The sequence below is a fragment of the Delftia acidovorans NBRC 14950 genome (assembly GCF_001598795.1).
In the GTDB taxonomy this organism is placed as follows: domain Bacteria; phylum Pseudomonadota; class Gammaproteobacteria; order Burkholderiales; family Burkholderiaceae_C; genus Comamonas; species Comamonas acidovorans.
The window spans coordinates 226,178-252,589 of the sequence record NZ_BCZP01000006.1; the positions used below are offsets into that span (position 1 = coordinate 226,178).

The window sequence follows — 26,412 nt, forward strand, 5'->3', positions numbered from 1 at the left end:
GCGATTATGATGGAGCGATATGTCCAATTTGCTGCACCGTTCCATGACCAGCCTTCCCCGCCGTCCGTTGCCCGCCCTGCGCACTGCCGTCCAGCGCGGCTTCACGCTGATCGAGCTGATGGTGGTCCTGGTCATCATCGGCGTGCTGGCGGCCCTGATCGTGCCCAATGTGCTGGACCGCGCCGACGATGCCCGCGTCACGGCTGCACGCACCGACATCACCAACATCTCCCAGGCGCTCAAGCTCTATCGCCTGGACAACCAGCGCTACCCCACGGCGGAGCAGGGCCTGCAGGCCCTGATCGTCCGCCCCACGAGCGGACCGCTGCCCAACAACTGGAAGCCCTACCTGGAAAAGCTGCCCAACGATCCCTGGGGCCGCCCCTACCAGTACCTGAATCCTGGCATCAAGGGCCCCATCGACATCATGTCCTTTGGCGCCGACGGCCAGGCCGGCGGAGAGGGCAAGGATGCCGACATCGGCAGCTGGCAATAAGTCGATGGCCCGGGCGACGGCCCGCAGGGGCCGCGCCGCACCGCACCACAGGCCCGCACTCCCAGCGGGCCTGCCTGCTCTCATGCCCCGCCAGACCGCTCCCTCCTCCCTGTCCACCCCTTCGCGCGGCTTCACCCTGCTGGAGCTGATGGTCGTCATCAGCATCATGGCGATTGCCGCCGCAGGCGTGAGCCTGTCGCTGCGCGACAGCGGACAGGCGCAGCTGGAGCGCGAGGCCGAACGCCTGGCCGCGCTGCTGGAGTCGGCCCGCGCCCAGGCCCGTGCCAACGGCGTGCCCGTGCGCTGGCGCCCCATGCCGCAGGGCTTTCGCTTCGAAGGACTGCCGGCCAGCGCTCAACTGCCTTCCCAATGGCTGCAGCCCGGTGTGCAGGCGCAGCCGGCCACGCCGCTGGTGCTGGGCCCCGAGCCACTGATTCCGCCCCAGTCCGTCACGCTGACGCTGCGCGACTCCACCAGCCCGCCGCTGCGTGTGGCCACGGATGGACTGCGGCCCTTTGCCGTGCAGTCCCTGCCATGACAGCCCTCCACGGACCGCGCCGAAAGCACGGCGCCCCCAGGCGCCAGGCACGCGGCTTCACGCTGATCGAGGTGCTGGTGGCCCTGGGCATCGTGGGCATTGCGCTCATGGCCGGTCTGCAGGCCACATCGGCCCTGACACTCAATGCCGAGCGCCAGTCCGAGGTGCTGCTGGCCCAGCTGTGCGCGCAAAACGAGCTGGTGCGCATGCGCCTGTCACGCCAGATGCCGCCCGTGGGCGACAACAGCCTGACTTGCGAGCAGGGCGGCCGGCAACTGCAGGTCCGGCTCAGCGTGCGGCCCACGCCCAATCCCAGCTTCCGCCGTGTCGATGCCTTGGTGGTCACGGCAGAGCACCCCGTGCTGCGCGTATCCACCATCGTGGGACGCTTCTGAATGCGCTTGCGCCACCCCTCCCGCACGCACGGCTTCACCCTGGTGGAGCTGATGGTGGCCATCGCCGTCATGGCCCTGCTGGCCCTGGTGAGCTGGCGCGGGCTGGACAGCATGGTGCGCTCGCAGGAGACCATTCGTGCCCGCAACGAGCAGCAGATGGTGCTGCAGACCGTCATCGCCCAATGGAATGCCGACCTCGAAGCGCTGATGCCGCTTGAAAACACACAGGTCATCGACTGGGACGGCCAGGTGCTGCGCATGACCCGCAAGAGCAGCGCCGCCGTGGACGACGGCGCCGTGGTCGTCGCCTGGGCGCGCCGCCAGACGGCCGGGCGCGACCAGTGGCTGCGCTGGCAGTCGCCGCCGCTGCGCACGCGCGCACAGTGGCGCGATGCCTGGAACCAGGGATCGCAATGGGGGCGCAACCCCTCGGACGACCAGCGCCGGCGCGAAACCGTGCTGATGCCCCTGGACCAATGGCGCCTGTACTACTACCGCGACAACGCCTGGAGCAATCCGCAGTCCAGCGGCTCGGACAACGGCACGGGCACGGTCAACCCGCCGTCCGGCGGCACCAACAGCAGCGCGCAGCTGCCCACGATTCCCGACGGCATCCGCGTCGAACTGACCCTGCCGCCCGACAGCGCCATTCCTGGCCGCGTCACCATGGACTGGGTCAACCCCTTGCGCTCCAACAGCCGATCATGATGCGCGCACCCCGCCCCCTGCCCGGCCGCCGCCGCCACCGTGGCGTGGCCCTGCTGGCCGCCATGCTCACGGTGACCCTGGTGGCCACGTTCGCCGCCACCGCGCTGTGGCAGCAGTGGCGCAGCGTGGAGGTCGAGACCGCCGAGCGCAACCGCATGCAGGCCGCCTGGATCCTGCTGGGTGCGCTGGACTGGTCGCGCGTGGTGCTGGCCGAGGATGCGCGCACCAGCCTGCAGGTGGACCATCTGGCCGAGCCCTGGGCCGTGCCGCTGCAGGAGGCGCGCCTGTCCACCTTTCTGGCCGCGCAGAACAACGTCAGCCAGGTCGATGACGGCATGGCCGACATGCAGGACGCCTTTCTCTCGGGCCAGATCATCGACCTGCAGTCGCGCCTGAACCTGCGCAACCTGCTGAGCGCCCCCGACAAGCCCGAAACCCTGCGCCCGCTGTCCCGCCTGCTGGAGCGCCTGAACCTGCCCCCTGCCTATGCCACGCAGATCGTCCAGGCCCTTCGCGCAGCCGCCACCCCTGGCGAGGGCGCGCAGTTCCTGATGCCGCGCACGCTGGGCCAGTTCGGCTGGCTGGGATTGCCGCCCGAGGTCGTCGCGCGGCTGGAGCCCTACATCACCCTGCTGCCCGAGAACACGCCCGTCAACCTCAACACCGCCAGCGCCGAAGTCATCTGGGCCAGCGTGGAGGACCTGACCTGGTCTCAGGCCAGCCAGCTGGTGCAGCTGCGCGCATCGCGCCCGCTGCGCAGCCTGGCCGATGCCTCCAACGCGCTGGGCCTGCCGCAGAAATTCGAAGGACAGAACCTGTCGGTGGCCACCAGCTTCTTCGAGGCGCGTGGCCGCATGCGCCTGGGCGAGATCGTGGCCAGCGAACGCTCCATGTTGCGTCGCAACAACATGACAGTCACTACCATCTGGCGTGAGAGGGGGGACTGGGGATTGCCCGAAGCTCCCGCGCCATGACAGATGGCTGTCACACTCGCCCCCTACAATGCCCGCTTCCGCCCATGAGCACCTTGATTCTTCATCTGCCTGCGGGCCCCGCTGGCGAATACGCCTACGCACTCAGCAGTGACGGCCTGCGCGCCGACCGGCATGGCCACGCCGCCGCAGGCCTGCTGCCCGATCCTGGCCGCACCGGCCAGACGGTTGCCGTGGTGCCGCACCAGGCCTTGTCCTGGCATCTGGTCAGCCTCCCCCATGGCGTGCCTACGGGAAGCCGGCGCGGACATGTGCGCCTGCGCGCCGTGCTCGACGGGCTGCTGGAAGAGCGCCTGCTCGACGAGCCCTCCCAATTGCACCTGGCCCTGCAGCCGCAGGCACGCGCAGGCGAGCCCTGCTGGGTTGCCGCCTGCAACAAGGCCTGGCTCCATGCCCACCTGCAGGCCCTGGAATCCGCAGGGCGGCCCGTGGGCCGCATCGTGCCGGAATGTCCGCCCCAGGCCACGCCCCAGCTCTGGGCCGTGGGCTCACCCGAATCGGCCTGGCTGCTGGCCACCGGCCTGAGCACCGCACCGCAGGGCATGGACTCGCTGGCCTGCCTGCCGCTGCGCACCGACAGTGCCGACCCCGCCATGCTGGCCGCGCTGCTTCATGCCCTGCCCCCCGACACCCCGATCCAGGCCGACCCGGCGCTGGCCCGCGCCGCCGAGGCCCTGCAGCGCCCCGTCAGCCTGCTGACGGACGCCCAGCGCGGCCTAGCGGCCCGCGCACAAAGCTGGGATCTGGCCCAGTTCGACCTCGACCTGGGCGGTGGCAGCCGCACACGGCGGCGCATGCTCGACGGCTGGCAAAGCTTTCTGCGCGCGCCGCAATGGAAGGCCGCGCGCTGGGGCGCCGTGCTTGCCCTGCTGGCCCAGGTAGTGGGCCTCAATGCCTGGGCCTGGACCGAGAACCGCGCCATTGCGGCCAAGCAGGTCCAGGTGCGCTCCACGCTGGCCACCAGCTTTCCCCGCGTGCCCGTCATCGTCGACGCGCCCATTCAAATGCAGCGCGAAGTCGCCACGCTGCGCCAGACCGCCGGCGCGCTGACGCAGGGCGACCTGGAGCCCCTGCTGGCAGCCGCATCCCGGGCCCTGCCCGCTGGACAGTTGCCCCAGGCCATGGACTACCAGGACCGGCAGCTGCGCCTCAAGGGCGTCTCGCTGGAGGCCGAGGCACTGGAGCAGGCACAACAACATCTGGCCGGCAGCGGCCTGCGACTGCAGCGTGACGGCGCCGACCTGCTGCTTGCCCAGGAGGCCCGGCCATGAACATGCGCGCATCCCGCCAAAGCCTGGCACCCCTGCGCGCGCGCTGGAATGCCCTGGCGCCGCGTGAACAGAACATGACCCTGCTGGCCGGTGGCGTGGTGGCACTGGCCCTGCTGTGGTGGGTGGCACTGGCCCCCGCCCTGCACAGCCTGCGCACCGCGCCCGAACGCCATGCCCAGGCCGACCGCCAGTTGCGCCAGATGCAGCTGCTGCAGGCCGAGGCCGAGCAGCTGCGCGGCAACGCACGCCCCGTGGTCGGCGATGCCAAGGCGCTGCTGCAAAGCTCGCTGTCCGCCGAACTGGGCGCCTCCGCCCAATTGAACTGGATGGGCGACCGCGCACAGATCACGCTCAAGGCCGCACCCGCCGCCGCGCTGGCGCGCTGGCTGGCCCAGGTCCGCAGCAACACCCACGCCGTTCCGGCCGAGATGAAGCTGGCCCGCAGTGCATCTGCAAGCACTGCCGCCGCCTCGGGCGCAGCAGGCGCTGCCGATGCCGTGCGCTGGGATGGCAGCCTGGTGCTGGACCTGCCCGTCGATCCGTCGCGGGCGCCTTGAGCATGCAACGCAAGCCCCGCTCCCAGCCGGCCCTGCGCGCACCGCGCGGCTGGGCGCTGGCCGGTGCCCTGTGCGGCCTGGTGGCCACCACCGTCGTCTGGGCACCCGCCGCCTGGCTGGCGCGCGGCGTGGATTCGGCCACGCAGGGCCAGGTACTGCTGCAGCAGCCGCGCGGCACGCTGTGGAATGGCTCGGCCTCCCTGGTCTTCACCGGAGGCGCCGGCAGCCGCGACCGCACGGCCCTGCCCACACGGCTGGAATGGACGCTGCGCCCCCGCCTGGAGGGCGCCCGCATACAACTGCGCAGCGAATGCTGCACACCCACGCCCGTGGTGCTGGACCTGCTGCCCCGCTGGCAGGGCCTGAGCGCCGTGGTGCATGACAGCGACACGCGCTGGCCCGCCTCCCTGCTGTCCGGTCTGGGCACGCCCTGGAACACGGTGGACCTGCAAGGCCAGCTGCGGCTGGCCACGCAGGCCCTGCAACTGCAGCTGCTGTGGCAATCGGGCCGCTGGCGCAGCGAAGGCAGCACGCGCCTGGAGGCGCTGGCCGTATCCTCACGCCTGTCACCGCTGCGCCCGCTGGGCAGCTACCGGCTGGACATCCTCGGGGGCGACAGTCCGCAGCTGCAGCTCAGTACCCTGACCGGCGACCTGCGCCTGAGCGGCCAGGGCCAATGGGTGGGCCAGCGGCTGCATTTCCAGGGCGAGGCCTCGGCCAGCCCGGAGCGCGAAACCGCGCTGTCCAACCTGCTCAACATTCTGGGACGGCGCCAGGGGCCCCGGTCCATCATTTCCTTTGGTTGATCCATGACTCAGCAGCACACGACCCCGTTCTGGCGCAACACCCTGCACACGCTGGCCGTCAGCGCCATGCTGGCCTGCACCGCTGGCACCGCCCAGGCCCAGCAGACCAATGCACCGACCGGCGCCACGCCCAGCCTGCGCCCCGGCGAGCCTGTGACACTGAATTTCTCGGGCGCCGACATCGAGGCCGTCTCGCGCGCCATCGGCGCCATCACCAACCGCAACGTGGTGGTCGATCCGCGCGTCAAGGGCCAGATCACGCTGCTGACCGACAGGCCCGTGCCGCCTGCCACCGCCTACCAGCAGTTCCTGGCCGCGCTGCGCCTGCAGGGCTTCACCATTGTCGAATCGGCCGGCCTGTACAAGGTCATCCCTGAAGCCGACGCCAAGCTGCAGGCCAGCGAAGTGGCCGTGGGCGCGAGCCGCAGCAGCGCGGGCAGCCAGATCGTCACCCAGATCTTCAAGCTCAACTACGAGAACGCGGCCAACCTGGTGCCCGTGCTGCGCCCGTTGATCAGCCCCAACAACACCATCAACGTCAACCCGGGCAACAACTCGCTGGTCATCACCGACTACGCAGACAACCTGCAGCGCATCTCGCGCATCGTGGCGACCATGGATGTGTCCAACGCCACCGATGTCGAAATCATCCCGCTGCGCCATGCCGTGGCCACCGACATGGTGGCCCTGGTCTCGCGCCTGATCGAAGGCGGCACGGCCAGCCCCGGCGGCCTCACCGTGACCGCCGGCGGCGCCAATATTCCGGGCCAGAGCGACAACGCCTTCAAGACCTCGCTGATGGCCGAGCCGCGCAGCAACTCCATCGTGCTGCGCGCGGCCAACCCCGCACGCCTGGCCCAGGTGCGCTCGCTGATCGCGCGGCTGGACCAGCCCGCCATGAACGGCGGCGGCGACCAGGGCAACATCCACGTGGTCTACCTGAAGAACGCCGACGCCGTGGCGCTGGCCGCCACCTTGCGCGCGGCCATAGGAGCCCAGGCCACGGCCGCCGGCACGGCCAGCGGCCAGCCCGGTGCGGGCGGCACCACGCCGCAGGGTGGCGGCATGTCCTCCATTCCCACATCGCAGCCCGTGGTCTCGCGCGACTCCAGCGGCACGGCATCCATGGGCATGGGCTCGTCCTCGGGCCTGGGTAGCAGCGGAGGGGGCGGCGCGCTGGGCGTGGCCCAGCAGCCCTCCACGGGCGGCATGATCCAGGCCGATCCTTCGACCAACTCGCTGATCATCACGGCACCGCCGCCCGTCTACCGCCAACTGCGCGCCGTGATCGACAAGCTCGACGGCCGCCGCGCCCAGGTGCTGATCGAAAGCCTGATCGTCGAAATCAAGGACAACCGGCTGGCCCAGTTCGGCATCCAGTGGCAGGCCATGCTCAGCAACAACGGCCGCGTGATCGGCACCCTGGGTACGAACTCCAATGTGGCGGGCGCCAACATCCTGAACCTGCTCGGCCTGGTCAAGGATGGAGGCCTCGATGGCAGCGCCATCACGGGAGACACGTTGTCCAGCCTGAGAGGCACCAACCTCGGCTTCACGCAGCGCGTCAATGGCAAGGACACGCTGGGCTTTCTGGCCAACTTCCTGCAAAACAGCGGTGACGCCAACATCCTGTCCACGCCCAACCTGATGACGCTGGACAACGAGGAGGCGCGCATCATCGTGGGCCAGAACGTGCCCATGGTCACGGGCTCCTACGCCAGCAACTCCACGGGCGGTACGGTCAACCCGTTCACCACGGTGGAGCGCAAGGACGTGGGTCTGATGCTGCGCGTGCGCCCGCAGATCAACGAGAACGGTACGGTGAAGCTGGCCGTGTTCCAGGAGGTCTCCTCGGTGGACGAGTCCACGCGCAAGGACACCAACGGCCTGACCACCAACAAGCGCTCCATCGAGTCCAACGTGCTGGTCGAGGACGGCAACATCGTCGTGCTCGGCGGCCTGATCGACGACAACTACTCCCAGGCCGAGGACCGCGTGCCTCTGCTGGGCGACATTCCCGTCGTGGGCAACCTGTTCCGCAACACCAACCGCAAGCGCAACAAGACCAACCTGATGGTCTTCCTGCGCCCCGTGGTGATGCGCGATGCGACTGCGACCAACCAGGTCTCTTCCGAGCGCTACGAAGCCATCCGCGCGCAGCAACAGAGCCTGCAGCCCGAACCCAGCGCCCTGCTGCGCTCGGTCAATGCCGCACCCGTGCTGCCCACGCTCACGCCCCAGCCGGACCCCGGCTCGTTCACCAACCCGGCCGCCATCGTCAACGTGCCGGGCGCAAAGCCCGAGCTGATCGACTTCACCCAGCCGCAGCCCGCCGCTCCCGCCGTGCCGGCAGCCCCCGGCGCGCTCTGAGGCAGGAAGGCCCCATGCGCTATCCCCTGCCCTATTCGTTTGCGCGCACCAGCCAGCTGCTGATCGAGGACGACGGCCACGAGCCCCTGCTCTGGCACGGCCCCTCGCCCGACTGGCAGGCCCTGTCCGAAGTCCAGCGCAAGCATGCGGTGCAGCGCTGGCAGATGCTGGATGCGGGCACGCTGGCGCACCGCATCAGCGCCGCCTATTCGCAGGGCGAGTCCAGCGCGGCCCTGGTGGTCAGCGAGGTCGAATCCGACGCCGACCTCTCGCGCATGATGCAGGAGCTGCCCGCCGTCGAGGACTTGCTGGAGACTGCGGACGACGCGCCCATCATCCGCATGCTCAACGCCCTGCTCACGCAGGCCGCGCGCGACGGCGCCAGCGACATCCACATCGAGCCCTACGAGCGCCACTCCAGCGTGCGCTTTCGGGTGGACGGCGACCTGCGCGAGGTCGTGCAGCCCAACCGGGCCCTGCACGCGGCGCTGATCTCGCGCCTGAAGATCATGGCCGACCTGGACATCGCCGAAAAGCGGCTGCCCCAGGACGGCCGCATCAGCCTGCGCCTGGGCACGCGCGCCATCGACGTGCGCGTCTCCACCCTGCCCAGCGCCCATGGCGAACGCGCCGTGCTGCGCCTGCTGGACAAGAGCGAGAGCAAGCTCAGCCTGGAGGCCGTGGGCATGCAGGGCGAGACGCTGAGGCGCTTCACCCACATGACGGCCCAGCCCCACGGCATCGTGCTGGTCACCGGCCCCACGGGCTCGGGCAAGACCACCACGCTGTACGCGGCGCTGTCGCGCATGGACGCCAGCCGCAGCAACATCATGACGGTGGAGGACCCCATCGAGTACGAGCTGGCCGGCGTGGGGCAGACCCAGGTCAACGCCAAGATCGACCTGACCTTCGCCAAGGCCCTGCGCGCCATCCTGCGCCAGGATCCGGACGTGATCATGATCGGCGAAATCCGCGACTTCGAGACCGCGCAGATCGCCATCCAGGCCTCGCTGACGGGCCACCTGGTGCTGGCCACGCTGCACACCAACGACGCCTCCAGCGCCGTCACCCGCCTGATCGACATGGGCGTGGAGCCGTTCCTGCTGTCGTCCTCCCTGCTGGGCGTGCTGGCCCAGCGCCTGGTGCGCAAGATCGACACCACCGAGCCCAGCGGCTACCGGGGGCGCACCGGCATCTTCGAGATGCTGGTGGTGGACGACACCATCCGCGCGCAGATCCACCGCCAGGCCAGCGAGGCCGAGATCCGCGACACCGCGCTGGCCTCGGGCATGCGCCTGATGCGTGACGATGGCGAGCGCCTGGTGCGCGAGGGCATCACCACGCCTGAGGAAGTGCTGCGCGTCACGCGCGACTAGGCGCAGGCGGCCACGCCCGACCCTGCGCAGCACGGGGCATCCCCGTTTGCCACAATGGTCGGCATGTTGGAATCCCTACGCGCCTGGAGCGCTCCCTATGGCGGCGACCTGTTCCTGTGGGTCGCCACGCTGAGCCTGATCAGCTACATCGCCCTGTGGTGGTTCAAGTCCCGGCTGTCCACCAGCCAGCTGCGCCGCGTCATCCGCCTGTCGGCGCTGGTGGCGCTGCCGCTGTCCTGGCTGGCCATCCAGCAGGGCGAGAACCATCTGGCGGCTGCCATCCTCCCCCTGGTCTGGTGCGTGGTGCTGGGCATCACCTGCGCGCGGGAAATGTCCAGAAGAAACTGAGTGCGCGAACGCGCACCAGGAATGCCCTGGCGCGGCAAGGCCCGCGCCGCCCCACCCACCGTGAACTGGAAGTTGGAACCTGCCATGACATCATTCAATGAAGTCCGTCTGTCCATGCTCGACCTCGTGGCCGTGCGCGAAGGCGGCACCGTCGCCGAGGCCCTGAACATTGCGCTGGCCACGGCCCGCAAGGCCGAGGCACTGGGATTCGAGCGCTACTGGCTGGCCGAGCACCACAACATGCCCGGCATCGCCAGCTCGGCCACGGCCGTGCTGATCGGCCACATCGCGGGCGGCACCTCGAAGATCCGCGTGGGCTCGGGCGGCATCATGCTGCCCAACCATGCCCCCCTGGTAGTGGCCGAAGCCTTCGGCACGCTGGCCGAGCTGTACCCGGGCCGCATCGACCTGGGCCTGGGCCGTGCGCCCGGCACCGATGGCGCCACCATGCGCGCCCTGCGCCGCGACCGCGTCGAGACCGAGGAAGACTTCCCGCGCGACGTGATGGAGCTGCAGCGCCTGCTGGGCCCGGCCACGCCCGAGCAAAAGCTGGTGGCCACGCCCGGCGCGGGCACCAACGTGCCGATCTGGCTGCTGGGCTCCAGCCTGTTCTCGGCCCAGCTGGCCGCCCACCTGGGCCTGCCCTACGCCTTTGCCTCGCACTTCGCGCCGCGCATGCTCTACCAGGCCGTGCAGCTGTACCGCAGCCTGTTCAAGCCGTCGGCCCAACTGGCCAAGCCCTACGTGATCGTCGGCGCCCCCGTGATCGCCGCGCCCACCGACGACGAGGCCGAGTACCTGGCCAGCAGCACCTACCAGCGCGTGCTGGGCATCATCACGGGCCGGCGCGGACTGCTGCCGCGCCCCATCGAGAACTATGCGGCCCAGCTCGGCGAGCAGGAGCGCCGCGCCATCGGCGACTTCCTGGCCGTGGCCTCCATCGGCGGCCCGGACAAGGTGCGCACGCGCCTGCAGAAGCTGCAGGCCGACACCGAGGCCGACGAGCTGATCCTGGTCAGCGACGTGTATGACCGCGACCTGCGCCTGCGCTCGCTGGAGATCACGGCCGGCGTCATGGGCCGCTGAAGGCATGAGCCGCTCCGCCCGGCTGCTGCAGCTGATCGACCTGCTGCGCCGCGCGCGCCTGCCCCAGGCCGGGCCGGTGCTGGCCCGGCAGCTGGACGTGAGCCTGCGCACCCTGTACCGCGACATTGCCACCCTGCGCGAACAGGGTGCAGCGATTGCGGGCGACCCGGGCGTGGGCTATGAGATGCGGCCCGGCTTTCTGCTGCCGCCGCTGATGTTCACGCCCGATGAGCTGGAAGCCCTGCTGCTGGGCGCGCGCTGGGCCAGCCGCCAGGCCGACCCCGAGCTCGCCCAGGCCGCCACCGCCGCGCTGGACCGCATACGCAGCGCGCTGCCGCTGGAGCTGCGCATCGAGGTGGACACCAGCGGCCTGCTGGTGCCGCCCATCTGCCACGAATCCGTGACCGAGCCCTGGCAGACCGCGCTGCGCCTGGCGATACGGCGCCAGCACCGGGTGCTGCTGCACTACACGGATGAGAAGGGCCAGCCGACCGAGCGCCAGATCTGGCCTTTTGCCATGGCTTTCTTCGATCAGCGGCGCATTCTTGCGGCCTGGTGCGAACTGCGCCAGGACTTCCGCCATTTCCGCGCCGACCGCGTGCGCTCCGTCACCGATCTGCAGGAACGCTATCCCGACCACCGCAGCGGCCTGATCGAACGCTGGTCGCGGCAACTGGGCTACACGGTCCGCTGACACCACTGCTGACAAAAACTGTCAGCATGACCTCCTACAGTCGCTCCCATGGCCTTCTCGCCATGCATTCAAACCACTGGGAGCCTTCATGAACGACTCGATCAAGCCTCTGCGCTTTTACTTCCACCCCCGCTCGCGCGCCGTCATCGCGCGCTGGATGCTGGAGGAATGCGGCGCCCGCTATGAGCCCGTGCGGCTGGAATACGGCAGCACCATGAAGGCTGCCGACTACCTGGCCATCAACCCCATGGGCAAGGTCCCCGCCCTGGTGCACGGCGAGACCGTGATCACCGAACAGGCCGCCATCCTTGCCTATCTGGCCGACATCTTCCCCGAACGAAGGCTCGCGCCGGCCGTGGACAGCCCGCTGCGCGGCGTCTACCACCGCTGGATGTTCTTCCTGGCCGGCCCCGTCGACGCCTTGATGACTGCCAAGAGCCAGGGCCACCTGGAGCAGCAGACGGCCGACCAGGCCATGTCCGCCGGCTATGGCCGCTATGACGACGTGGTGCAGACGCTGCGCCAGGCCGTGGCCGGCAGGCGCTACCTGTGCGGCGACCAGTTCACCGCCGCCGACGTGCTCATGGCCAGCTACCTGCGCTGGGGCACGATGATGAAGCTGCTGCCCGCGCTGCCCGAGTTCAGCGACTACGGCCAGCCGCTGATGGAACGCCCGGCCTCGCTGCGCTCCATCCAGCTCAACGAAGCGGACCTGGCCGCCCAGCCGGCATAGGCACCTCCGGGACCTGGGGACGAGGCCCGAGACGGCCTCGCCATCCAGCCGTCACCGGCAGCGGCTACCATCGGGGGTTGGATCGCCGCCTGGCGTTTCCTGAACGCCATCCCTTTCCCAGCCCTTCCCGACTCCCGCCGCGCATGCCTGCCTTTTCCTTCGAAGCCCTGGATGCACAAGGTCAGACCCGCAAGGGCACGATCGAAGCCGACAACGCGCGCGCCGCGCGCAGCCAGCTGCGGGCCCAGGCCCTGGTGCCCATGGCCGTGGAGATCGTGGCCTCGGGTTCTGCGTCCGGCCCGCAGGGCGGCGCCTCGCGCTGGCTGACCCGTCCCGTCCTTGGCTCCACGGGGCTGACCGTTTGGACGCGCCAGATGGCGGGGCTGGTCGGGTCAGGCCTGCCCATAGAGCGCGCCCTGGCCGCCCTGTCCGAAGAAGCCGACGACCCGCGCCAGCACCACCTCGTGGCCGCGCTGCGCGCCGAGGTCAACGCAGGCTCCACCTTTGCCCGTGCCCTGGCCCAGCACCCGCGCGAGTTCTCCGACATCTACTGCGCCGTGATCGGCGCCGGCGAGGCCAGCGGCAGCCTGGGCCCGGTACTGGAGCGGCTGGCCGACGACCTGGAATCGCGCCAGGCCCTGCAGTCCAAGCTCATTGGCGCAGCCCTGTACCCGGCCATCGTGACCCTGGTGGCCATCGTCATCGTGCTGTTCCTGGTCAGCTACGTGGTGCCCCAGGTGGCCAGCGTGTTCGCCGGCACCAAGCGCGCCCTGCCCTGGCTCACCGTGGCCATGCTGGCGCTCAGCGACTTTGTCCGCAGCTATGGCTGGGCCGCGCTGATCGCCCTGGTGCTGGGCGCCGTGGGATTCCGGCTGTCCATGAAGAATCCCGTGCTGCGCGAGCGCTTCGACGCCTGGTGGCTGCGCCTGCCGCTGATCGGCCGGCTGGCGCGCAACTACAACGCGGCACGCTTTGCCGGCACGCTGGCCATGCTGGCGGGTGCGGGCGTGCCCATTCTCAAGGCCTTGCAGGCCGCCGCCGAAACGCTGGGCAACCGCGCGCTGCGCGCCGATGCCATGGACGCGCTGGCCCTGGTGCGCGAGGGCGCGCCGCTGGCCTCGGCCCTGGCGCAGAAAAAGCGCTTCCCGGGCCTGATCTCCATGTTTGCCCGCCTGGGCGAGCAGACCGGCCAGCTGCCCGTGATGCTGCAGCGCGCGGCCAACCAGCTGTCCACCGAGGTGCAGCGCCGTGCCATGCACCTGGCCACCATCCTGGAGCCGCTGCTGATCGTGGCCATGGGCATGGTCGTGGCCCTGATCGTGCTGGCCGTGCTCATGCCCATCATCCAACTCAACCAGTTCGTCAAATAGCGAAAAGCGCCAAGCCATGCCCGTGACCCTGCAAGACAAGCTGGTCGTCGCCATCTCCTCGCGGGCGCTGTTCGACTTCGAGGAGGAGAACCGGCTGTTCGACGCCGGTGACGAGCAGGCCTACATGCGCCGCCAGCTGGATCTGGTGCACCAGCCCGCACGCCCGGGCATCGCCTTCCCGCTGGTGCGCAAGCTGCTGGCCTTCAATACGCCCGAAGTGCAGCGCGTGGAGGTGATGATGCTGTCGCGCAACGACCCGGCCAGCGGCATGCGGGTCTTTGCCTCGGCCAAGGCGGCCGACATGCACATAGAGCGCGGCGTGTTCACGCGCGGGCGCGATCCGTTTTCCTACCTGCGGCCACTGGGCGCCCACCTGTTTCTCTCGGCCAATGAAGTCGATGTGCGCAGGGCGCTGTCCATCGGCTTTCCTGCCGCGCGCGTGATGGTCGACTCCACGCCCGCAGGCGACCGCTACCCGCAGGAGGTGCGCATTGCCTTCGACGGCGATGCCGTGCTGTTCTCCGACGAGGCCGAACGCGTCTACCAGCAAGGCGGGCTGCCGGCCTTTCTGCGCCACGAGGTCTCCCATGCCGCCACGCCGCTGGCGGAAGGGCCGTTCAAGCCGCTGCTGGTGGCGCTGCACCGGCTGCAGCAGCAGGCGGACTCGTCCCAGACCATGCGCATTCGCACGGCCCTGGTGACGGCGCGCAGCGCACCGGCGCACGAGCGTGCCATCCGCACGCTGCTGGAATGGGGCATTGCGGTGGACGAGGCCATGTTCCTCGGCGGCCTGGAAAAGGGCCCGTTCCTGCGCGAGTTCGAGCCGGACTTCTTCTTCGACGACCAGACCGGCCACGTCAACTCGGCCGCGCGCCATGTGCCGGCAGGCCATGTGAGCAGCGGCATCTCCAATCCGGACGCCGATCCGCCGAAGTAAACAATTGCAAAGGGCGGGCGGGCCGTGCTTGCAAATGCCGGTTCCGTGCCCAAATAAAGCCAATGCATTTTCCCCTCATGAACCGCTCTGCCCTGCTGCGCCGGCCACCGCTGCTGCAGGCCGCCGTCGTCGTGCTGCTGACCAGCGCCTTCATGCTGCCCGCCGCGCGCGCGCAGGCGGCAGAAAACGCAGCCACCGAGCAGGCAACGGCCAGCCCGGCGCCGATGACCAAGGGGGAGATAAAGGCCCAGCGCGAATTCAAGATGCTGGACTTCAACAAGGACGGCAAGCTCAGCCGTGCCGAAGTGGCGCTGTTCCCGCGCCTGTCGGCAGCCTTCGACGAGGCCGACACCGACAAGGACGGATACGTCTCCTATGCGGAAGTGCAGGCCTTTGCCGTCAAGTACCGCGCCGAGCGCGACAAGGCAAAGGCCAAGGCGCGGGCCGAAGAGGCAAAGGCCGCCGAGCATGCGGCAGCAGCACCGGCAGCCAGGGACAAGAAGGAAGGCGAAGGCTCAAAGGACTGAGCCTTCTTGCCCGGCCCCTGACACTCAAAGACCGCCGGTACGCTTGACCTTGGGTTCCGAATAGGTCAACGGTTCGTCGCGCACCTGCATCTTGTTGCGGGCCACATCGTCGGCCTTGCTGACCTCCTGGGCCTGCTCCACCGCCATGGCGCTGGCACGCCACATGGACTGGATGAACTCGATGAGCTGCTTGGAGATCGGCTCCTTGGGCGGCTCCTCGACCTCTTCCTTCTGCTTGATCTCTTCGGCCAGCGTCCAGTCGCGGTTTTCCTGGTCCACCACGGACGGCTTTTCAGGATCGCGCACCACCCGGCCCTCGCCGATGCGGTCCGTGGATTCGACGGCGTTGGTGGCGTTCACAGGACGCACGGGCACCGCGCCCGACGCACCGGTGGAGTACAGATCGGCGCTTTGCGGGCGCCACGGTATGGGTGATCGGTCAACAGGTGGAATTGGCATGGCTCGACCCTCTTGCTGGATGTGTGCTGTGGGCGGGAATTTCCCGCCGTCGCCTCATCATCGACAGAAGCTGAAAGAACTGAAGCGCTTTTTTTGAAAGACGCTTCGACCTGCCTCAAACCAAGGGTAAACCCTTTATTCGCCCCGACCAGGCGCTAGAGGAAGCGCTCCAGCAGCTTGCGCGAGGTGCGGTCCAGCGCCGTGCTGTCGGGCACGCTGAACTGCACGCCGTCCTGGCTGGTGATCATCAGATGCGTGCGGCCCGACAGGCGCCGGATGTCCTCCTCGGCCTTGAGCACGAGCTGCACGGGCCCCCGGTCGGTCTCCAGGTCCCAGGTGCTGGGCGTGGAAAAGCCGGACACCTTGTGGATGCGCTGGATGACGGGCACGAACTCGCGCACGGCCAGGTCTTCCTCGATCAGCGTGCGGGCCTGCGCCGGCAGGTGGTCCATGTGGTCCACCCACAGCGCCTCCTTGCCATCGACGGAGACCAGGGACAGGCCTTCCAGCGGTGCGGCAATGGGAAAGGCGCGCACGGGCACCACGGATTCGTGGCGCGTGCCGTCGGCCAGGATCAGCACCAGGCGGCCATGGGCGTTGCGCTCCATGCGCACACCGCTCAGATCGGCGCCGGCAGCGGAATGTTGGGCGTTGGACATGGCTTATTCCTCGATGGTGGTTGCGGCCAGGGTCAGGCCTGCGGCCTGGGCATCTTCTTCGGCGCGCCGCGCCTGGGCCTGGTACAGGCGCCAGTAGGCGCCCTGCTTTTCCATCAACTCGTCGTGCGGACCCACTTCCACGATCTCGCCCCGGTCCATGACCACGAGGCGGTCGGCCTTGCGCAGCGTGGACAGGCGGTGGGCAATGGCAATCGTCGTGCGGCCCTGCACCAGATTGTCCAGCGCCTTCTGGATTTCCTTCTCGGTCTCGGTGTCCACGGCCGAGGTGGCCTCGTCCAGGATCAGGATGCGCGGGTCGATCAGCAGTGCGCGCGCAATGGAGATGCGCTGGCGCTCGCCTCCCGACAGGCCCTGGCCGCGCTCGCCCACCAGGGAGTCGTAGCCATGCGGCAGGCGCAGGATGAATTCATGGGCGTGGGCCGCACGGGCCGCCGCCACGATTTCCTCGCGCGTGGCATCGGGCTTGCCGTAGGCGATGTTCTCGGCAATGGTGCCGAAGAACAGGAAGGGCTCCTGCAGCACCAGGCCGATGTTGCTGCGGAAGTCCGACACCTTGAGCCTGCGGATGTCCACGCCGTCGAGCTGGATGGAGCCCTCGCTCACGTCATAGAAACGGCTGATCAGGTTGACCAGGGTGCTCTTGCCCGAGCCGCTGTGCCCCACCAGACCGATCATTTCACCCGGACGAATCTGCAGGTCCAGGTTCTTGATCACGGCGCGGCTGCCGTAGCGGAAGCTCAGGTTGTCCAGCGTGATGGCGCCCTGCACGCGCGGCAGCTTGACCGGGTTGACCGGGTCGGGCACGTTGCTCACGTGGTCGAGGATGTCGAAGATGCGCTTGGCGCCGGCCGCCGCCTTCTGCGTGACCGAGACGATGCGGCTCATCGAGTCCAGGCGGCTGTAGAAGCGGCCGATGTAGGCGATGAAGGCCGTCAGGATACCGACCGTGATCTGGCCGCCAGCCACCAGCCAGATGCCGAAGCCCCAGACCACCAGCAGGCCGATCTCGGTCAGCAGCGTCACCGTGGGCGTGAACAGCGACCAGGTCTTGTTGACCTTGTCATTGGCCTGCAGGTTGACCAGGTTGGCCTGGGCGAAGCGGTCGGCCTCGCGCTTTTCCTGGGCGAAGGCCTTGACCACGCGGATGCCGGGGATGGTGTCGGCCAGCACATTGGTCACTTCGGACCAGACGCGGTCGATCTTCTCGAAGCCCGTGCGCAGGCGGTCGCGCACCAGATGAATCATCCAGGCGATGAAGGGCAACGGCACCAGGGTGACCAGGGCCAGCCACGGATTGATGGAGAACAGGATGACCGAGGTCATCACGATCATCAGCACGTCGGTGGCGAAATCCAGCGCATTCAAGGATAGAAACAAATTGATGCGATCTGTTTCCGCCCCGATGCGCGCCATCAGGTCGCCCGTGCGCTTGCTGCCGTAGTAGTCCAGCGACAGCGTCAACAGGTGGTTGTAGGTGGTGGTGCGCAGATCCGACCCTATCCGCTCGGACACCTTGGCCAGCACGAAGGTGCGCGCCCAGCCCAGGCCCCAGGCCACCAGCGCCGCCGCCAGCAGGCCGCTCAGGTAGAAGACCACGAGGCTGCTGTCGATCTGCTGCCCGTTCTGGAACGGGATCAGGATCTTGTCCACGATGGGAATCGTCAGGTAGGGCGCCACCAGGGTGGCGCCCGTGGAGGCCAGCGTCAGCAAAAAGCCCAGCAGCAGCTGGTGCCGGTAGGGATGGGCAAAGCGCCACAGGCGCAGCAGCACCCAGGTGGAGGTCTGCGGGCCCTGCTGGCGCGCGCAGGCCGGGCATTCGTCGGCCTCGGGCGGCAGCTCGGCCTGGCAGGCCGGGCAGCGGGGCACGTCGTCCTCGGGCTCGGCAAAGTCCTCGCCGCGTGCCAGGCGCTCGCGCTCATGGTCGAACTGCTGCAGCAGGCGCAGCACGGCCGCCTGGTGGCGCAGCGTGAAGCGCCACAGCGCCAGCCGCGCAGCAGGGCCATGCAGTTCGAGGTTGCCCACGCCGCCGTGGTCCAGCGTGCGCAGATTCTGATCAATGGATAGTGCCCACTCACTCCACTGCTGATCTGCAGGATCACAGGCGAGGAGCCGCTGGTTGGTCAGCACAACCCAGCCTTCGCCGAAGCGCATATCGAGGGTCAGGTCAACCGGGACGAGGGCCAGCACGTTTTCATTGGAAGCGAGCTTGGCTCGCAGCCCAGCCCCGCGGGGGCTGGCAAGGAAGGCCGAAACGTCCACAGAATGGTGTTCTTGCATGTTGAGTTGTTTTTCCCGCCCCTGGCGGCTCCTGGTGTCATGCGGGCAACCGCAGCTCCCCGGTGGATATCCCGCGCTTTGCACGGCATACCCTGCTCAACGCGCCAACCCTGGTTTAGGCTGACAGCACTGCGCATGGGCTTTCTGAGCGCACAATCCTCTCCCATTCTCCGGCGATCCGCACCCGGGTCGTCGCTCACGCTTACCCGTTGATCGACATGGCGAAATTCAAAGACATCCAACTCTTGCGCACCACCTACCTGCGTGGACCCAGCGTCTGGACCTACCGTCCCGTGCTGGAGGTCTGGCTGGATCTTGGTGAGCTGGAGGACTATCCCTCGAACAAGCTTGCCGGTTTCAACGAGCGCCTGACGGCCTGGCTGCCCGACCTGATCGAGCACCACTGCGGCGTGGGCGAGCGCGGCGGCTTCATCCAGCGCCTGGAAGGCGGCACCTGGTGCGGCCATGTGCTGGAGCACATCATCATCGAGCTGCTGAACCTGGCGGGCATGCCGGCCGAGTTCGGCCAGACGCGCGAGATTTCCCAGCGCGGCATCTACCGCATGGTCTTCCGCTGCCCCGAGGAAACCGTGGCGCGCACGGCCCTGGCCTACGGCCACCGGCTGATCATGGCCGCCATCAACGACGAGCCCTTCGACCTGAAGGCCGCCGTCAAGGCCATCAAGACCGAGATCAACGACCGCTACCTGGGCCCGAGCACGGGCTGCATCGTCGATGCTGCAGGCGAGCGCCGCATTCCCCACATCCGCCTCAATGACGGCAACCTCGTGCAGCTCGGTTATGGCGCCGCGCAGCGCCGCATCTGGACCGCCGAAAGCGACCAGACCAGCGCCATCGCCGAGGGCATTGCCCAGGACAAGGACTTCACCAAGCGCCTGCTGGCCGCCTGCGGCGTGCCCGTGCCCGAAGGCCAGATCGTCCACAGCCCCGAGGAAGCCTGGGAAGTGGCGCAGGACATCGGCTTTCCCGTCACCGTCAAGCCTTCGGACGGCAACCACGCGCGCGGCGTGACGCTGGACCTGCGCGACGAGGCCGACATCAAGACCGCCTTTGCGCTGGCCCAGCCCGAAGGCTCCGACGTGATCGTCGAGCGCTTCATCGACGGCACCGAGCACCGCATCCTGGTCGTGGGCGGCAAGGTCGTGGCGGCCTGCCGTGGCGAGACCGTGAGCGTGGCCGGCAACGGCAAGTCCACGCTGCGCGAACTGGTCGCCGTGGTCAACCAGGACCCGCGCCGCGGCCCCGAGCAGGAATACCCGCTGGACTGGATCAACCTCGAAGCCCCGGCCGTGAAGCTGGAGCTCAAGCGCCAGGACGTCACGCCCGACAGCGTTCCCGCCCAGGGCACCAGCGTGCTGCTGCAGCGCAACGGCAACATGGCCATCGACTGCACGGATGAAGTCCACCCCGAAGTGGCCTACATGGCCACGCTGGCCGCCAAGATCGTGGGCCTGGACATCGCGGGCATGGACATGATCCTGCAGGACGTCTCGCGCCCCATGAAGGAGCAGGGCGGCGCCATCCTCGAAGTCAACGCCGGCCCCGGCCTGCTGATGCACCTGAAGCCCACCAGCGGCGCGCCGCGCCCCGTGGGCATGGCCATCGCCGACCACCTGTTCCCGCGCACCGAAGAGGGCACGGGCGCAGGCCGCATCCCCCTGGTGGGCATTGCCGGCACGCGCAACAACGGTTTCACGGCCCGCCTGGTGGGCTGGCTGCTGCAGCTGTCGGGCAAGCTCACGGGCGTGGCCAGCAGCGAGGGCATGTTCCTGTCCAACCGCCAGACCCAGAAGACCAACACCGCCAACTGGGCCGGTGCCCACCGCCTGCTGACCAACCGCCTGGCCCAGGCCGCCGTCATCCAGACCACGGCCCGCTCCATTCTGGAGGAAGGCCTGGCCTACGATCGCTGCCTGGTCGGCGTGGTCACCGACATGGACGGCTTCGAGCAGTTGCCCGACCATGACGTGCACGAGCAGTCGCAGATGACGCGCGTGATGCGCACCCAGATCGACGTGGTGCTGGACGAAGGCGCGGGCGTCCTCAATGCCGACATCGAGCAGGTGGCCGACCTGGCCCGCCTGTGCGACGGCGAGGTGCTGTTCTATTCGATGCAGGCAGACAGTCCAGTGGTCGCGGCCCACCGTTCCGAGAGCGAAGGCCGCGCCGTCTTCGTGCGCGGCAACCAGGTGATCCTGGCCACGGGCGCGGCCGAGCGCATGCTGGGCACGCTGGACGCACTGAGCCTGCCCGGCGGCCTGCGCCCGGACACGCCGGCCCTGCTGGCCGCCATTGCCGCCGCGTGGTCCATGGACATTGCCCCCGACCTCATCGTCGCCGGCATCAAGACCTTCGACTACACGCCGGCCGCCGCAGCCACCGCCGCCTGAGCCCGACCACACGATGACATGCAGGCAGGCCCGGCGACGCGGGCCTGCCCTCCGAAAGAAGACACTATGCAGATCACCCGCATCCGAGCCCTGCGCGGCCCCAATCTCTGGACCCGCAGCACCGCCATCGAAGCCATCGTGCAATGCGAGCCCGGCGAGTGCGACTACTCGGCCCTGCCCGGCTTCGAGGACCGGCTGCGCGCGCGCTTTCCCAAGATCGGCACGCTGCAGCCGCACGGCGCCGACCAGCGCCTGTCGCTGGCCCAGGTGCTGGAAGTCGCGGCCCTGTCGCTGCAGGCCCAGGCCGGCTGCCCGGTGACCTTCAGCCGCACGCATGAAACCGTGGAAACCGGCACCTACCAGGTGGTGGTGGAGTACACCGAAGAGGCCGTGGGCCGCCTGGCCATGGAACAGGCCGGCGAGCTGCTGCAGTCGGCCCTGGCCGACACGCCCTTCGACGCCGACAAGGTGGTCGCCCAGCTGCGCGAACTCGACGAGGACGAGCGCATCGGTCCCTCCACCGGCTCCATCGTCGATGCGGCCGTGGCGCGTGGCATTCCCATCCGCCGCCTGACCTCGGGCTCGCTGGTACAGCTGGGCTGGGGCTCCAAGGCGCGCCGCATCCAGGCCGCCGAGCTGGACCAGACCAGCGCCGTGGCCGAGTCCATCGCCCAGGACAAGGACCTGACCAAGCGCCTGCTGCACGCCGCCGGCGTGCCCGTGCCGCTGGGCCGCCCCGTCAAGGACGTGGAAGAAGCCTGGCTCGTGGCCCAGGAAGTGGGCCTGCCCGTGGTGGTCAAGCCCCAGGACGGCAACCAGGGCAAGGGCGTGGTGGTCAACATCACCACGCACGAGCAGCTCAAGGCCGCCTTCGCCACCGCCTCGGAATTCGGCGACGACATCATGGTCGAGCGCTTCCTGCCCGGCCATGACTTCCGCCTGCTGGTGGTCGGCGGCCAGCTGGTGGCCGCTGCGCGCCGCGAGCCGCCCCAGGTGCTGGGCGACGGCCAGCACACCATCCGCGAGCTGGTGGACATCGTCAACCAGGACCCGCGCCGCGGCTCGGGCCACGGCACGGCGCTGACCAAGATCCGCCTGGACGACATCGCCATCGCGCGCATCGCCACCGAAGGGCTCACGCCCGAATCCGTGCCGGCCCAGGGCCAGCGCGTGGTGCTGCGCAACAACGCCAACCTGTCCACGGGCGGCAGCGCCACCGATGTGACGGACGACGTGCATCCCGACATCGCCGCGCGCGCCGTGGAGGCTGCCCAGACCATCGGCCTGCACATCTGCGGCGTGGATGTGGTCTGCGAGACCATGCTGCGCCCGCTGGAAGAGCAAAACGGCGGCATCGTCGAAGTCAACGCCGCACCGGGCCTGCGCATGCACCTGGCGCCGTCCTTCGGCAAGCCCCGCAACGTGGGCGTGCCCATGGTCGATGAGCTGTTCGCGCCGGGCCAGGACGGCCGCATCCCGCTGGTGGCCGTCACCGGCACCAATGGCAAGACCACGACCACGCGCCTGATCGCCCACCTGTTCACCTCGCATGGCTGGCGCACGGCCATGACGAACACGGACGGCGTCTACGTCAACGGCCGCCAGATCGACAGCGGCGACTGCTCGGGCCCGCGCAGCGCGCGCAACGCCCTGGCCCACCCCGAGACCGATGCGGCCGTGCTCGAATGCGCACGCGGCGGCATCCTGCGCGAAGGCCTGGGCTTCGACCGCTGCCAGGTGGCCGTGGTCACCAACGTGGGCGCGGGCGACCACCTGGGCCTGAACTACATCACCACGGTGGAAGACGTGGCCGTGCTCAAGCGCGTCATCGTGCAGAACGTGGCCGCCGACGGCTATGCCGTGCTCAACGCCGCCGACCCGCTGGTGGCGGCCATGGCCTCCACTTCGCCGGGCAAGGTCATCTATTTCGCGGCCGACCGCCACCACCCCGTGATGGCCACGCACCGTGCCCAGGGCAACCGCGTGGTCTACGTGGACGGCGACAGCATCGTCGCGGCCGAAAGCTCGTGGCGCGAGACCATCGCGCTGCGCGAGATCCCCATCACGCGCAACGGCACCATCAGCTTCCAGGTGGAGAACGTCATGGCCGCCATCGCCGCCGCCTGGGGCGTGGGCATGCCCTGGCAGACCATCCGCCGCGGCCTGGCCGGCTTCGTCAACGACAGCGACAACGCGCCGGGCCGCTTCAACGTCATGGACTACCGTGGCGCCACGCTGATCGCCGACTACGGCCACAACCCCGACGCCATTCGCGCCCTGGTCCAGGCCGTGGACGCCATGCCGGCCCAGCGCCGCAGCGTGGTCATCAGCGGCGCGGGCGACCGCCGCGACCAGGACATCACCGAGCAGACCCAGATCCTGGGCAAGGCCTTCGACGACGTCATCCTCTACCAGGATGCCTGCCAGCGCGGCCGCGCCGACGGTGAAGTCCTGGCCTTGCTGCAGCAAGGCCTGCAAGGCGCACCACGCACCGACTACGTGACCCAGATCCAGGGTGAGTTCAACGCCATCGACCACGCGCTGGCGCGACTGACACCCGGCGACCTGTGCCTGGTGCTGGTGGACCAGGTGGAAGAAGCCCTGGAGCACCTGCGCCGCCATGTGGCGGGTGAGGCTTGACATGAACGGCCGGGCCTTGCTCACGGCCGCTCTGGCCACGCTGCTGCTGGGCGCCTGCGGTGCGCGCGCCGAGCAGGTCGGCGCGGTGGACACGGTGTTCAAGTTCATAGGCCCGGACCACAAGATCGTGGTCGATGCCTATGACGATCCCAAGGTGGCGGGCGTGACCTGCTATGTCTCGCGCGCCAAGACCGGTGGCATCAAGGGCGGCCTGGGCCTGGCCGAGGACCGCGCCGAAGCCTCGATCAGTTGCGTACAGACCGGACCCATCCAGATCCCTGCGCCGCTCAAGCAGCAGGACGAGGTGTTCACCGAGCGCATCTCGCTGCTGTTCAAGCGCCTGCGCGTGGTGCGCATGGTCGATGCGCAGCGCAACACCCTGGTCTACATGACCTACTCGGACCGCGTGATCGAAGGCTCTCCGCAAAACAGCGTCACCGCCGTGCCCGTGCCGCGCAGCACGCCGATTCCGCTGGGCAAATAACCCGCCTCAGTCCTGGGCGTGTTGGCGGCAGGCCTGCACAAAGGCCGCAAGCGCCGGCGAGCGGCGCTTGCCCGCCCGCTGCACCAGCGAGAAATCCCGCCACATGCGCGGCAGCGTGGTCGGCAGCACGGCCAGCTCTCCCGAGGCGACCAGGGCCTGCACCAGCACGCGCGACAGGCAGCTGACGCCCAGGCCCTGCGCCACGCAGCGCGCAATCGCCTCCGAACTGCCCAGCGTGGCGGCGGCCGGCAGCTGGTGCAGATGCGGCAGCAAGGCATGCTCCACCATCTCGCGCGTGCCCGAGCCCGGCTCGCGCAGCAGCCAGCGCGCACCGCGCAAGGCGGCCACGCCCAGCGGGCGCTGGCCTGCGGCCTGCACCAGCGGGTCCTGTGCTGCAGCCACGATGACGAGTTCGTCACGCATCCAGGGCTCGACCTCCAGCCCGGGCCAGTGGCTGGTGCCCTCGATCAGGCCCAGGTCCACGTCCAGCGATTCCACGGCCTGGCCCACCTCGCGCGTGTTGGCGATCTGCAGGTCCACGCTCAGGTGCGGATGGCTGCGCGCCAGGTGCGCGAGCACGGCTGGCAGCGCATAGGTGCCTATGGTGGTGCTGGCTGCCACGCGCAGACGCACGGGCAGGCTGGCGGCCCGCACCGAAAACGCCTGCTCTATGCCCCTGGCCTGCTCCAACAGCGCCAGCGCCTCGGGCAGCAGGGCGCGGCCCGCGTCGTTGAGCGCCAGCCTCCGGCCCACGCGCTCGAACAGCTGAGCGCCCATGGCCTGCTCCAGCTGCTGCAGCGCGGCGCTGGTGGCTGACTGCGACAGGGCCACGGCATCGGCCGCGGCCACGGTGGAGCCCGCCTGGGCGACGGCGCAGAAGATTTCAAGTTGGCGCAGGGTGAGGTGCAGCATGGCGTGCAGTCTGGACGAGGCATCAACCTGTTTCCCCGGTTGATGCTACAAAAACTATTCGTTATACGAATATAGCCAAGAAATCTAAAGTGCCTCCCATGCACCGCGCTCCTGACGCGGCGCGCAGGCACCATGAACACCACATCCCTCCCACGCCCCTCCCATCCGTCCGGCTGGCTGCGCCAGTTGACCGAGCTTGCGCCCGGCCTGCTGCTGGCCGGCGCCATTGCCGCAGCCGCCACCTGGGGCGCACGCCAGCCCCTGCTGGCCGGCTCGGGCCTGAGCGCGCTGACGCTGGCCATCTGCATCGGCCTGGTCATCGGCAACACCGTCTATCCGCGCCTGGCGCCCAGCTGCCATGCCGGCGTGGGCCTGGCCAAGCAGCGCCTGCTGCGCGCGGGCATCGTGCTCTACGGCCTGCGGCTGACCTTCCAGGACATAGGCCATGTGGGCATGGCAGGCGTGGTGGTCGATGCCCTGGTGCTGGGCAGCACCTTCTTGCTGGCGCAGTGGCTGGGCCGCAGCGTCTTCGGGCTGGATGCGCGCACCACGGTGCTGATCGGCGCGGGCAGCTCCATCTGCGGCGCCGCTGCCGTGCTGGCCACCGAACCCGTGATCAAGGGCCGCGCCGAAGACGTGGCCGTGGCCGTTGCCACCGTGGTGGTCTTCGGCACCGTGGGCACCTTCCTCTACCCCGCGCTGTTCCACTGGAACGCTTCCCACGGCTGGCTGGACATGTCGCCCGCGCAGTACGGCCTGTACGTGGGCTCCACCGTGCACGAGGTGGCCCAGGTCGTGGCCGCCGGCGAAGCCATTGCCCCCGAAGCTGCGGACGTGGCCGTGATCTCCAAGATGGTGCGCGTGATGATGCTGGCCCCCTTCCTGCTGCTGCTGTCCATGGCCGTGGCACGCGGCAACCGCAGCAGCCAGGTGAGCGACGGCCAGCCGCGCCGCATCACCATTCCCTGGTTTGCGCTGGGCTTCGTCGCCATGGCCGGCGTGAACTCGCTGGGTGTGCTGCCTGCTGCCGTGGTGCAGGTGGGCGTGCAGCTGGACAACGCCCTGCTGGCCGTTGCCATGGCGGCCCTGGGCCTGACCACCCATGTCCGTGCCGTGCGTGCCGCAGGCACGAAGCCCCTGCTGCTGGCCGCCTTGCTGTTCGCATGGCTTCTGGTGGCGGGCCTGCTCTTCAACCGCTGGGTGCCCATCCTGCTCTGAAGCCGTCCGCATCCATCGACCGGCCCTGCAAAGCATCGTCTTGCAGGGCCTTTTTCATGGACTGCCCGCCCCTGAACAAGGGAATACCCTTGAATCAAATGCAGACACAATTAATTTGCAATGCAAA

General features: G+C 68.9%; 25 protein-coding genes. 21 read left to right on the top strand and 4 right to left on the bottom strand.

The genetic code is table 11. The features are described from left to right. The first annotated feature begins 19 nt into the window (after positions 1 to 19). From gspG to DA1_RS10120, 17 genes are all read left to right on the top strand, one after another. The gene (gene gspG, locus DA1_RS10040) at positions 20 to 496 is read left to right on the top strand and encodes a type II secretion system major pseudopilin GspG (RefSeq protein WP_012207486.1); all 477 of its coding nucleotides are present in this window, start codon (positions 20 to 22) and stop codon (positions 494 to 496) included. 82 nt (positions 497 to 578) lie between these two features. Continuing rightward, positions 579 to 1,034, top strand: a complete 456-nt coding sequence (locus DA1_RS10045; protein WP_034397088.1) for a GspH/FimT family pseudopilin — start codon at positions 579 to 581, stop codon at positions 1,032 to 1,034. Next, positions 1,031 to 1,429 (top strand): type II secretion system minor pseudopilin GspI, encoded by a 399-nt coding sequence (gspI, locus tag DA1_RS10050; protein WP_034397089.1) that lies wholly within the window; start codon positions 1,031 to 1,033, stop codon positions 1,427 to 1,429. Before DA1_RS10045 ends, gspI begins: the two co-directional genes overlap by 4 nt. Further along, complete coding sequence (locus DA1_RS10055) at positions 1,430 to 2,137, top strand: prepilin-type N-terminal cleavage/methylation domain-containing protein (RefSeq protein WP_013800656.1); 708 nt, start codon at positions 1,430 to 1,432, stop codon at positions 2,135 to 2,137. It begins immediately after the preceding gene. Next, a complete protein-coding gene (gene gspK / locus DA1_RS10060; protein ID WP_034397090.1) occupies positions 2,134 to 3,111 on the top strand; it encodes a type II secretion system minor pseudopilin GspK in 978 nt (325 codons plus the stop codon). The genes DA1_RS10055 and gspK overlap by 4 nt, the downstream gene beginning before the upstream one ends. A 44-nt stretch (positions 3,112 to 3,155) precedes the next feature. Beyond that, the gene (gene gspL, locus DA1_RS10065) at positions 3,156 to 4,400 is read left to right on the top strand and encodes a type II secretion system protein GspL (protein WP_034397091.1); all 1,245 of its coding nucleotides are present in this window, start codon (positions 3,156 to 3,158) and stop codon (positions 4,398 to 4,400) included. Next, positions 4,397 to 4,957: a type II secretion system protein M gene (locus DA1_RS10070; RefSeq protein ID WP_013800653.1), complete on the top strand. Its 561-nt coding sequence runs from the start codon at positions 4,397 to 4,399 to the stop codon at positions 4,955 to 4,957. Before gspL ends, DA1_RS10070 begins: the two co-directional genes overlap by 4 nt. A gap of 2 nt (positions 4,958 to 4,959) precedes the next feature. Beyond that, positions 4,960 to 5,763 (top strand): type II secretion system protein N, encoded by an 804-nt coding sequence (gene gspN, locus DA1_RS10075; protein ID WP_034397092.1) that lies wholly within the window; start codon positions 4,960 to 4,962, stop codon positions 5,761 to 5,763. A 3-nt stretch (positions 5,764 to 5,766) separates the two neighbouring features. After that, positions 5,767 to 8,133 carry a type II secretion system secretin GspD gene (gene gspD / locus DA1_RS10080; RefSeq protein WP_034397093.1) on the top strand — a complete coding sequence of 789 codons (2,367 nt, stop codon included), beginning with the start codon at positions 5,767 to 5,769 and terminating at the stop codon, positions 8,131 to 8,133. A gap of 14 nt (positions 8,134 to 8,147) precedes the next feature. Continuing rightward, the gene (locus DA1_RS10085; RefSeq protein ID WP_034397094.1) at positions 8,148 to 9,509 is read left to right on the top strand and encodes a GspE/PulE family protein; all 1,362 of its coding nucleotides are present in this window, start codon (positions 8,148 to 8,150) and stop codon (positions 9,507 to 9,509) included. A 63-nt stretch (positions 9,510 to 9,572) separates the two neighbouring features. Continuing rightward, positions 9,573 to 9,857 carry a hypothetical protein gene (locus tag DA1_RS10090; protein WP_223275171.1) on the top strand — a complete coding sequence of 95 codons (285 nt, stop codon included), beginning with the start codon at positions 9,573 to 9,575 and terminating at the stop codon, positions 9,855 to 9,857. A gap of 84 nt (positions 9,858 to 9,941) precedes the next feature. Continuing rightward, positions 9,942 to 10,943: an LLM class flavin-dependent oxidoreductase gene (locus DA1_RS10095; protein WP_034398982.1), complete on the top strand. Its 1,002-nt coding sequence runs from the start codon at positions 9,942 to 9,944 to the stop codon at positions 10,941 to 10,943. A 4-nt stretch (positions 10,944 to 10,947) separates the two neighbouring features. Next, positions 10,948 to 11,637, top strand: a complete 690-nt coding sequence (locus tag DA1_RS10100) for a helix-turn-helix transcriptional regulator (RefSeq protein WP_013800648.1) — start codon at positions 10,948 to 10,950, stop codon at positions 11,635 to 11,637. A gap of 88 nt (positions 11,638 to 11,725) precedes the next feature. Next, positions 11,726 to 12,370, top strand: a complete 645-nt coding sequence (locus DA1_RS10105) for a glutathione S-transferase family protein (protein ID WP_013800647.1) — start codon at positions 11,726 to 11,728, stop codon at positions 12,368 to 12,370. A gap of 143 nt (positions 12,371 to 12,513) precedes the next feature. Then, positions 12,514 to 13,740 carry a type II secretion system inner membrane protein GspF gene (gene gspF / locus DA1_RS10110; protein ID WP_016448742.1) on the top strand — a complete coding sequence of 409 codons (1,227 nt, stop codon included), beginning with the start codon at positions 12,514 to 12,516 and terminating at the stop codon, positions 13,738 to 13,740. 16 nt (positions 13,741 to 13,756) lie between these two features. Beyond that, the gene (locus tag DA1_RS10115; RefSeq protein WP_012207501.1) at positions 13,757 to 14,677 is read left to right on the top strand and encodes a 5'-nucleotidase; all 921 of its coding nucleotides are present in this window, start codon (positions 13,757 to 13,759) and stop codon (positions 14,675 to 14,677) included. 62 nt (positions 14,678 to 14,739) lie between these two features. Next, positions 14,740 to 15,204, top strand: coding sequence for an EF-hand domain-containing protein (locus DA1_RS10120; protein ID WP_034397095.1), 465 nt, complete (start codon positions 14,740 to 14,742; stop codon positions 15,202 to 15,204). A gap of 24 nt (positions 15,205 to 15,228) precedes the next feature. Here the strand turns inward: DA1_RS10120 and DA1_RS10125 are convergent, their stop codons facing one another. The 3 genes from DA1_RS10125 to DA1_RS10135 form a co-directional block, all read right to left on the bottom strand. Further along, on the bottom strand, positions 15,229 to 15,663 hold the full coding sequence (locus DA1_RS10125; RefSeq protein ID WP_012207503.1) for a hypothetical protein: 435 nt from the start codon (positions 15,661 to 15,663) through the stop codon (positions 15,229 to 15,231). A gap of 155 nt (positions 15,664 to 15,818) precedes the next feature. Continuing rightward, on the bottom strand, positions 15,819 to 16,322 hold the full coding sequence (locus tag DA1_RS10130) for a cyanophycin metabolism-associated DUF1854 family protein (protein ID WP_013800643.1): 504 nt from the start codon (positions 16,320 to 16,322) through the stop codon (positions 15,819 to 15,821). A gap of 3 nt (positions 16,323 to 16,325) precedes the next feature. Further along, positions 16,326 to 18,620 carry a cyanophycin metabolism-associated ABC transporter gene (locus DA1_RS10135; RefSeq protein ID WP_034397096.1) on the bottom strand — a complete coding sequence of 765 codons (2,295 nt, stop codon included), beginning with the start codon at positions 18,618 to 18,620 and terminating at the stop codon, positions 16,326 to 16,328. A 218-nt stretch (positions 18,621 to 18,838) separates the two neighbouring features. Here DA1_RS10135 and DA1_RS10140 point away from each other — a divergent pair, with 218 nt between their 5' ends. The 3 genes from DA1_RS10140 (at position 18,839) to DA1_RS10150 (ending at position 24,155) form a co-directional block, all read left to right on the top strand. Continuing rightward, positions 18,839 to 21,031, top strand: coding sequence for a cyanophycin synthetase (locus tag DA1_RS10140; protein ID WP_034398984.1), 2,193 nt, complete (start codon positions 18,839 to 18,841; stop codon positions 21,029 to 21,031). A 66-nt stretch (positions 21,032 to 21,097) separates the two neighbouring features. Then, positions 21,098 to 23,671 (top strand): cyanophycin synthetase, encoded by a 2,574-nt coding sequence (gene cphA, locus DA1_RS10145; RefSeq protein WP_034397098.1) that lies wholly within the window; start codon positions 21,098 to 21,100, stop codon positions 23,669 to 23,671. A 1-nt stretch (position 23,672) separates the two neighbouring features. Continuing rightward, a complete protein-coding gene (locus tag DA1_RS10150) occupies positions 23,673 to 24,155 on the top strand; it encodes a CreA family protein (RefSeq protein ID WP_013800639.1) in 483 nt (160 codons plus the stop codon). Positions 24,156 to 24,161: 6 nt separating this feature from the next. Here DA1_RS10150 and DA1_RS10155 read toward each other — a convergent pair whose 3' ends face one another. Continuing rightward, entirely contained in the window at positions 24,162 to 25,067 is a 906-nt protein-coding gene (locus DA1_RS10155; RefSeq protein WP_013800638.1) for a LysR family transcriptional regulator, read from the bottom strand. A 132-nt stretch (positions 25,068 to 25,199) separates the two neighbouring features. Here DA1_RS10155 and DA1_RS10160 point away from each other — a divergent pair, with 132 nt between their 5' ends. Beyond that, positions 25,200 to 26,285, top strand: a complete 1,086-nt coding sequence (locus DA1_RS10160) for a YeiH family protein (RefSeq protein ID WP_034397099.1) — start codon at positions 25,200 to 25,202, stop codon at positions 26,283 to 26,285. Positions 26,286 to 26,412: the final 127 nt, after the last annotated feature.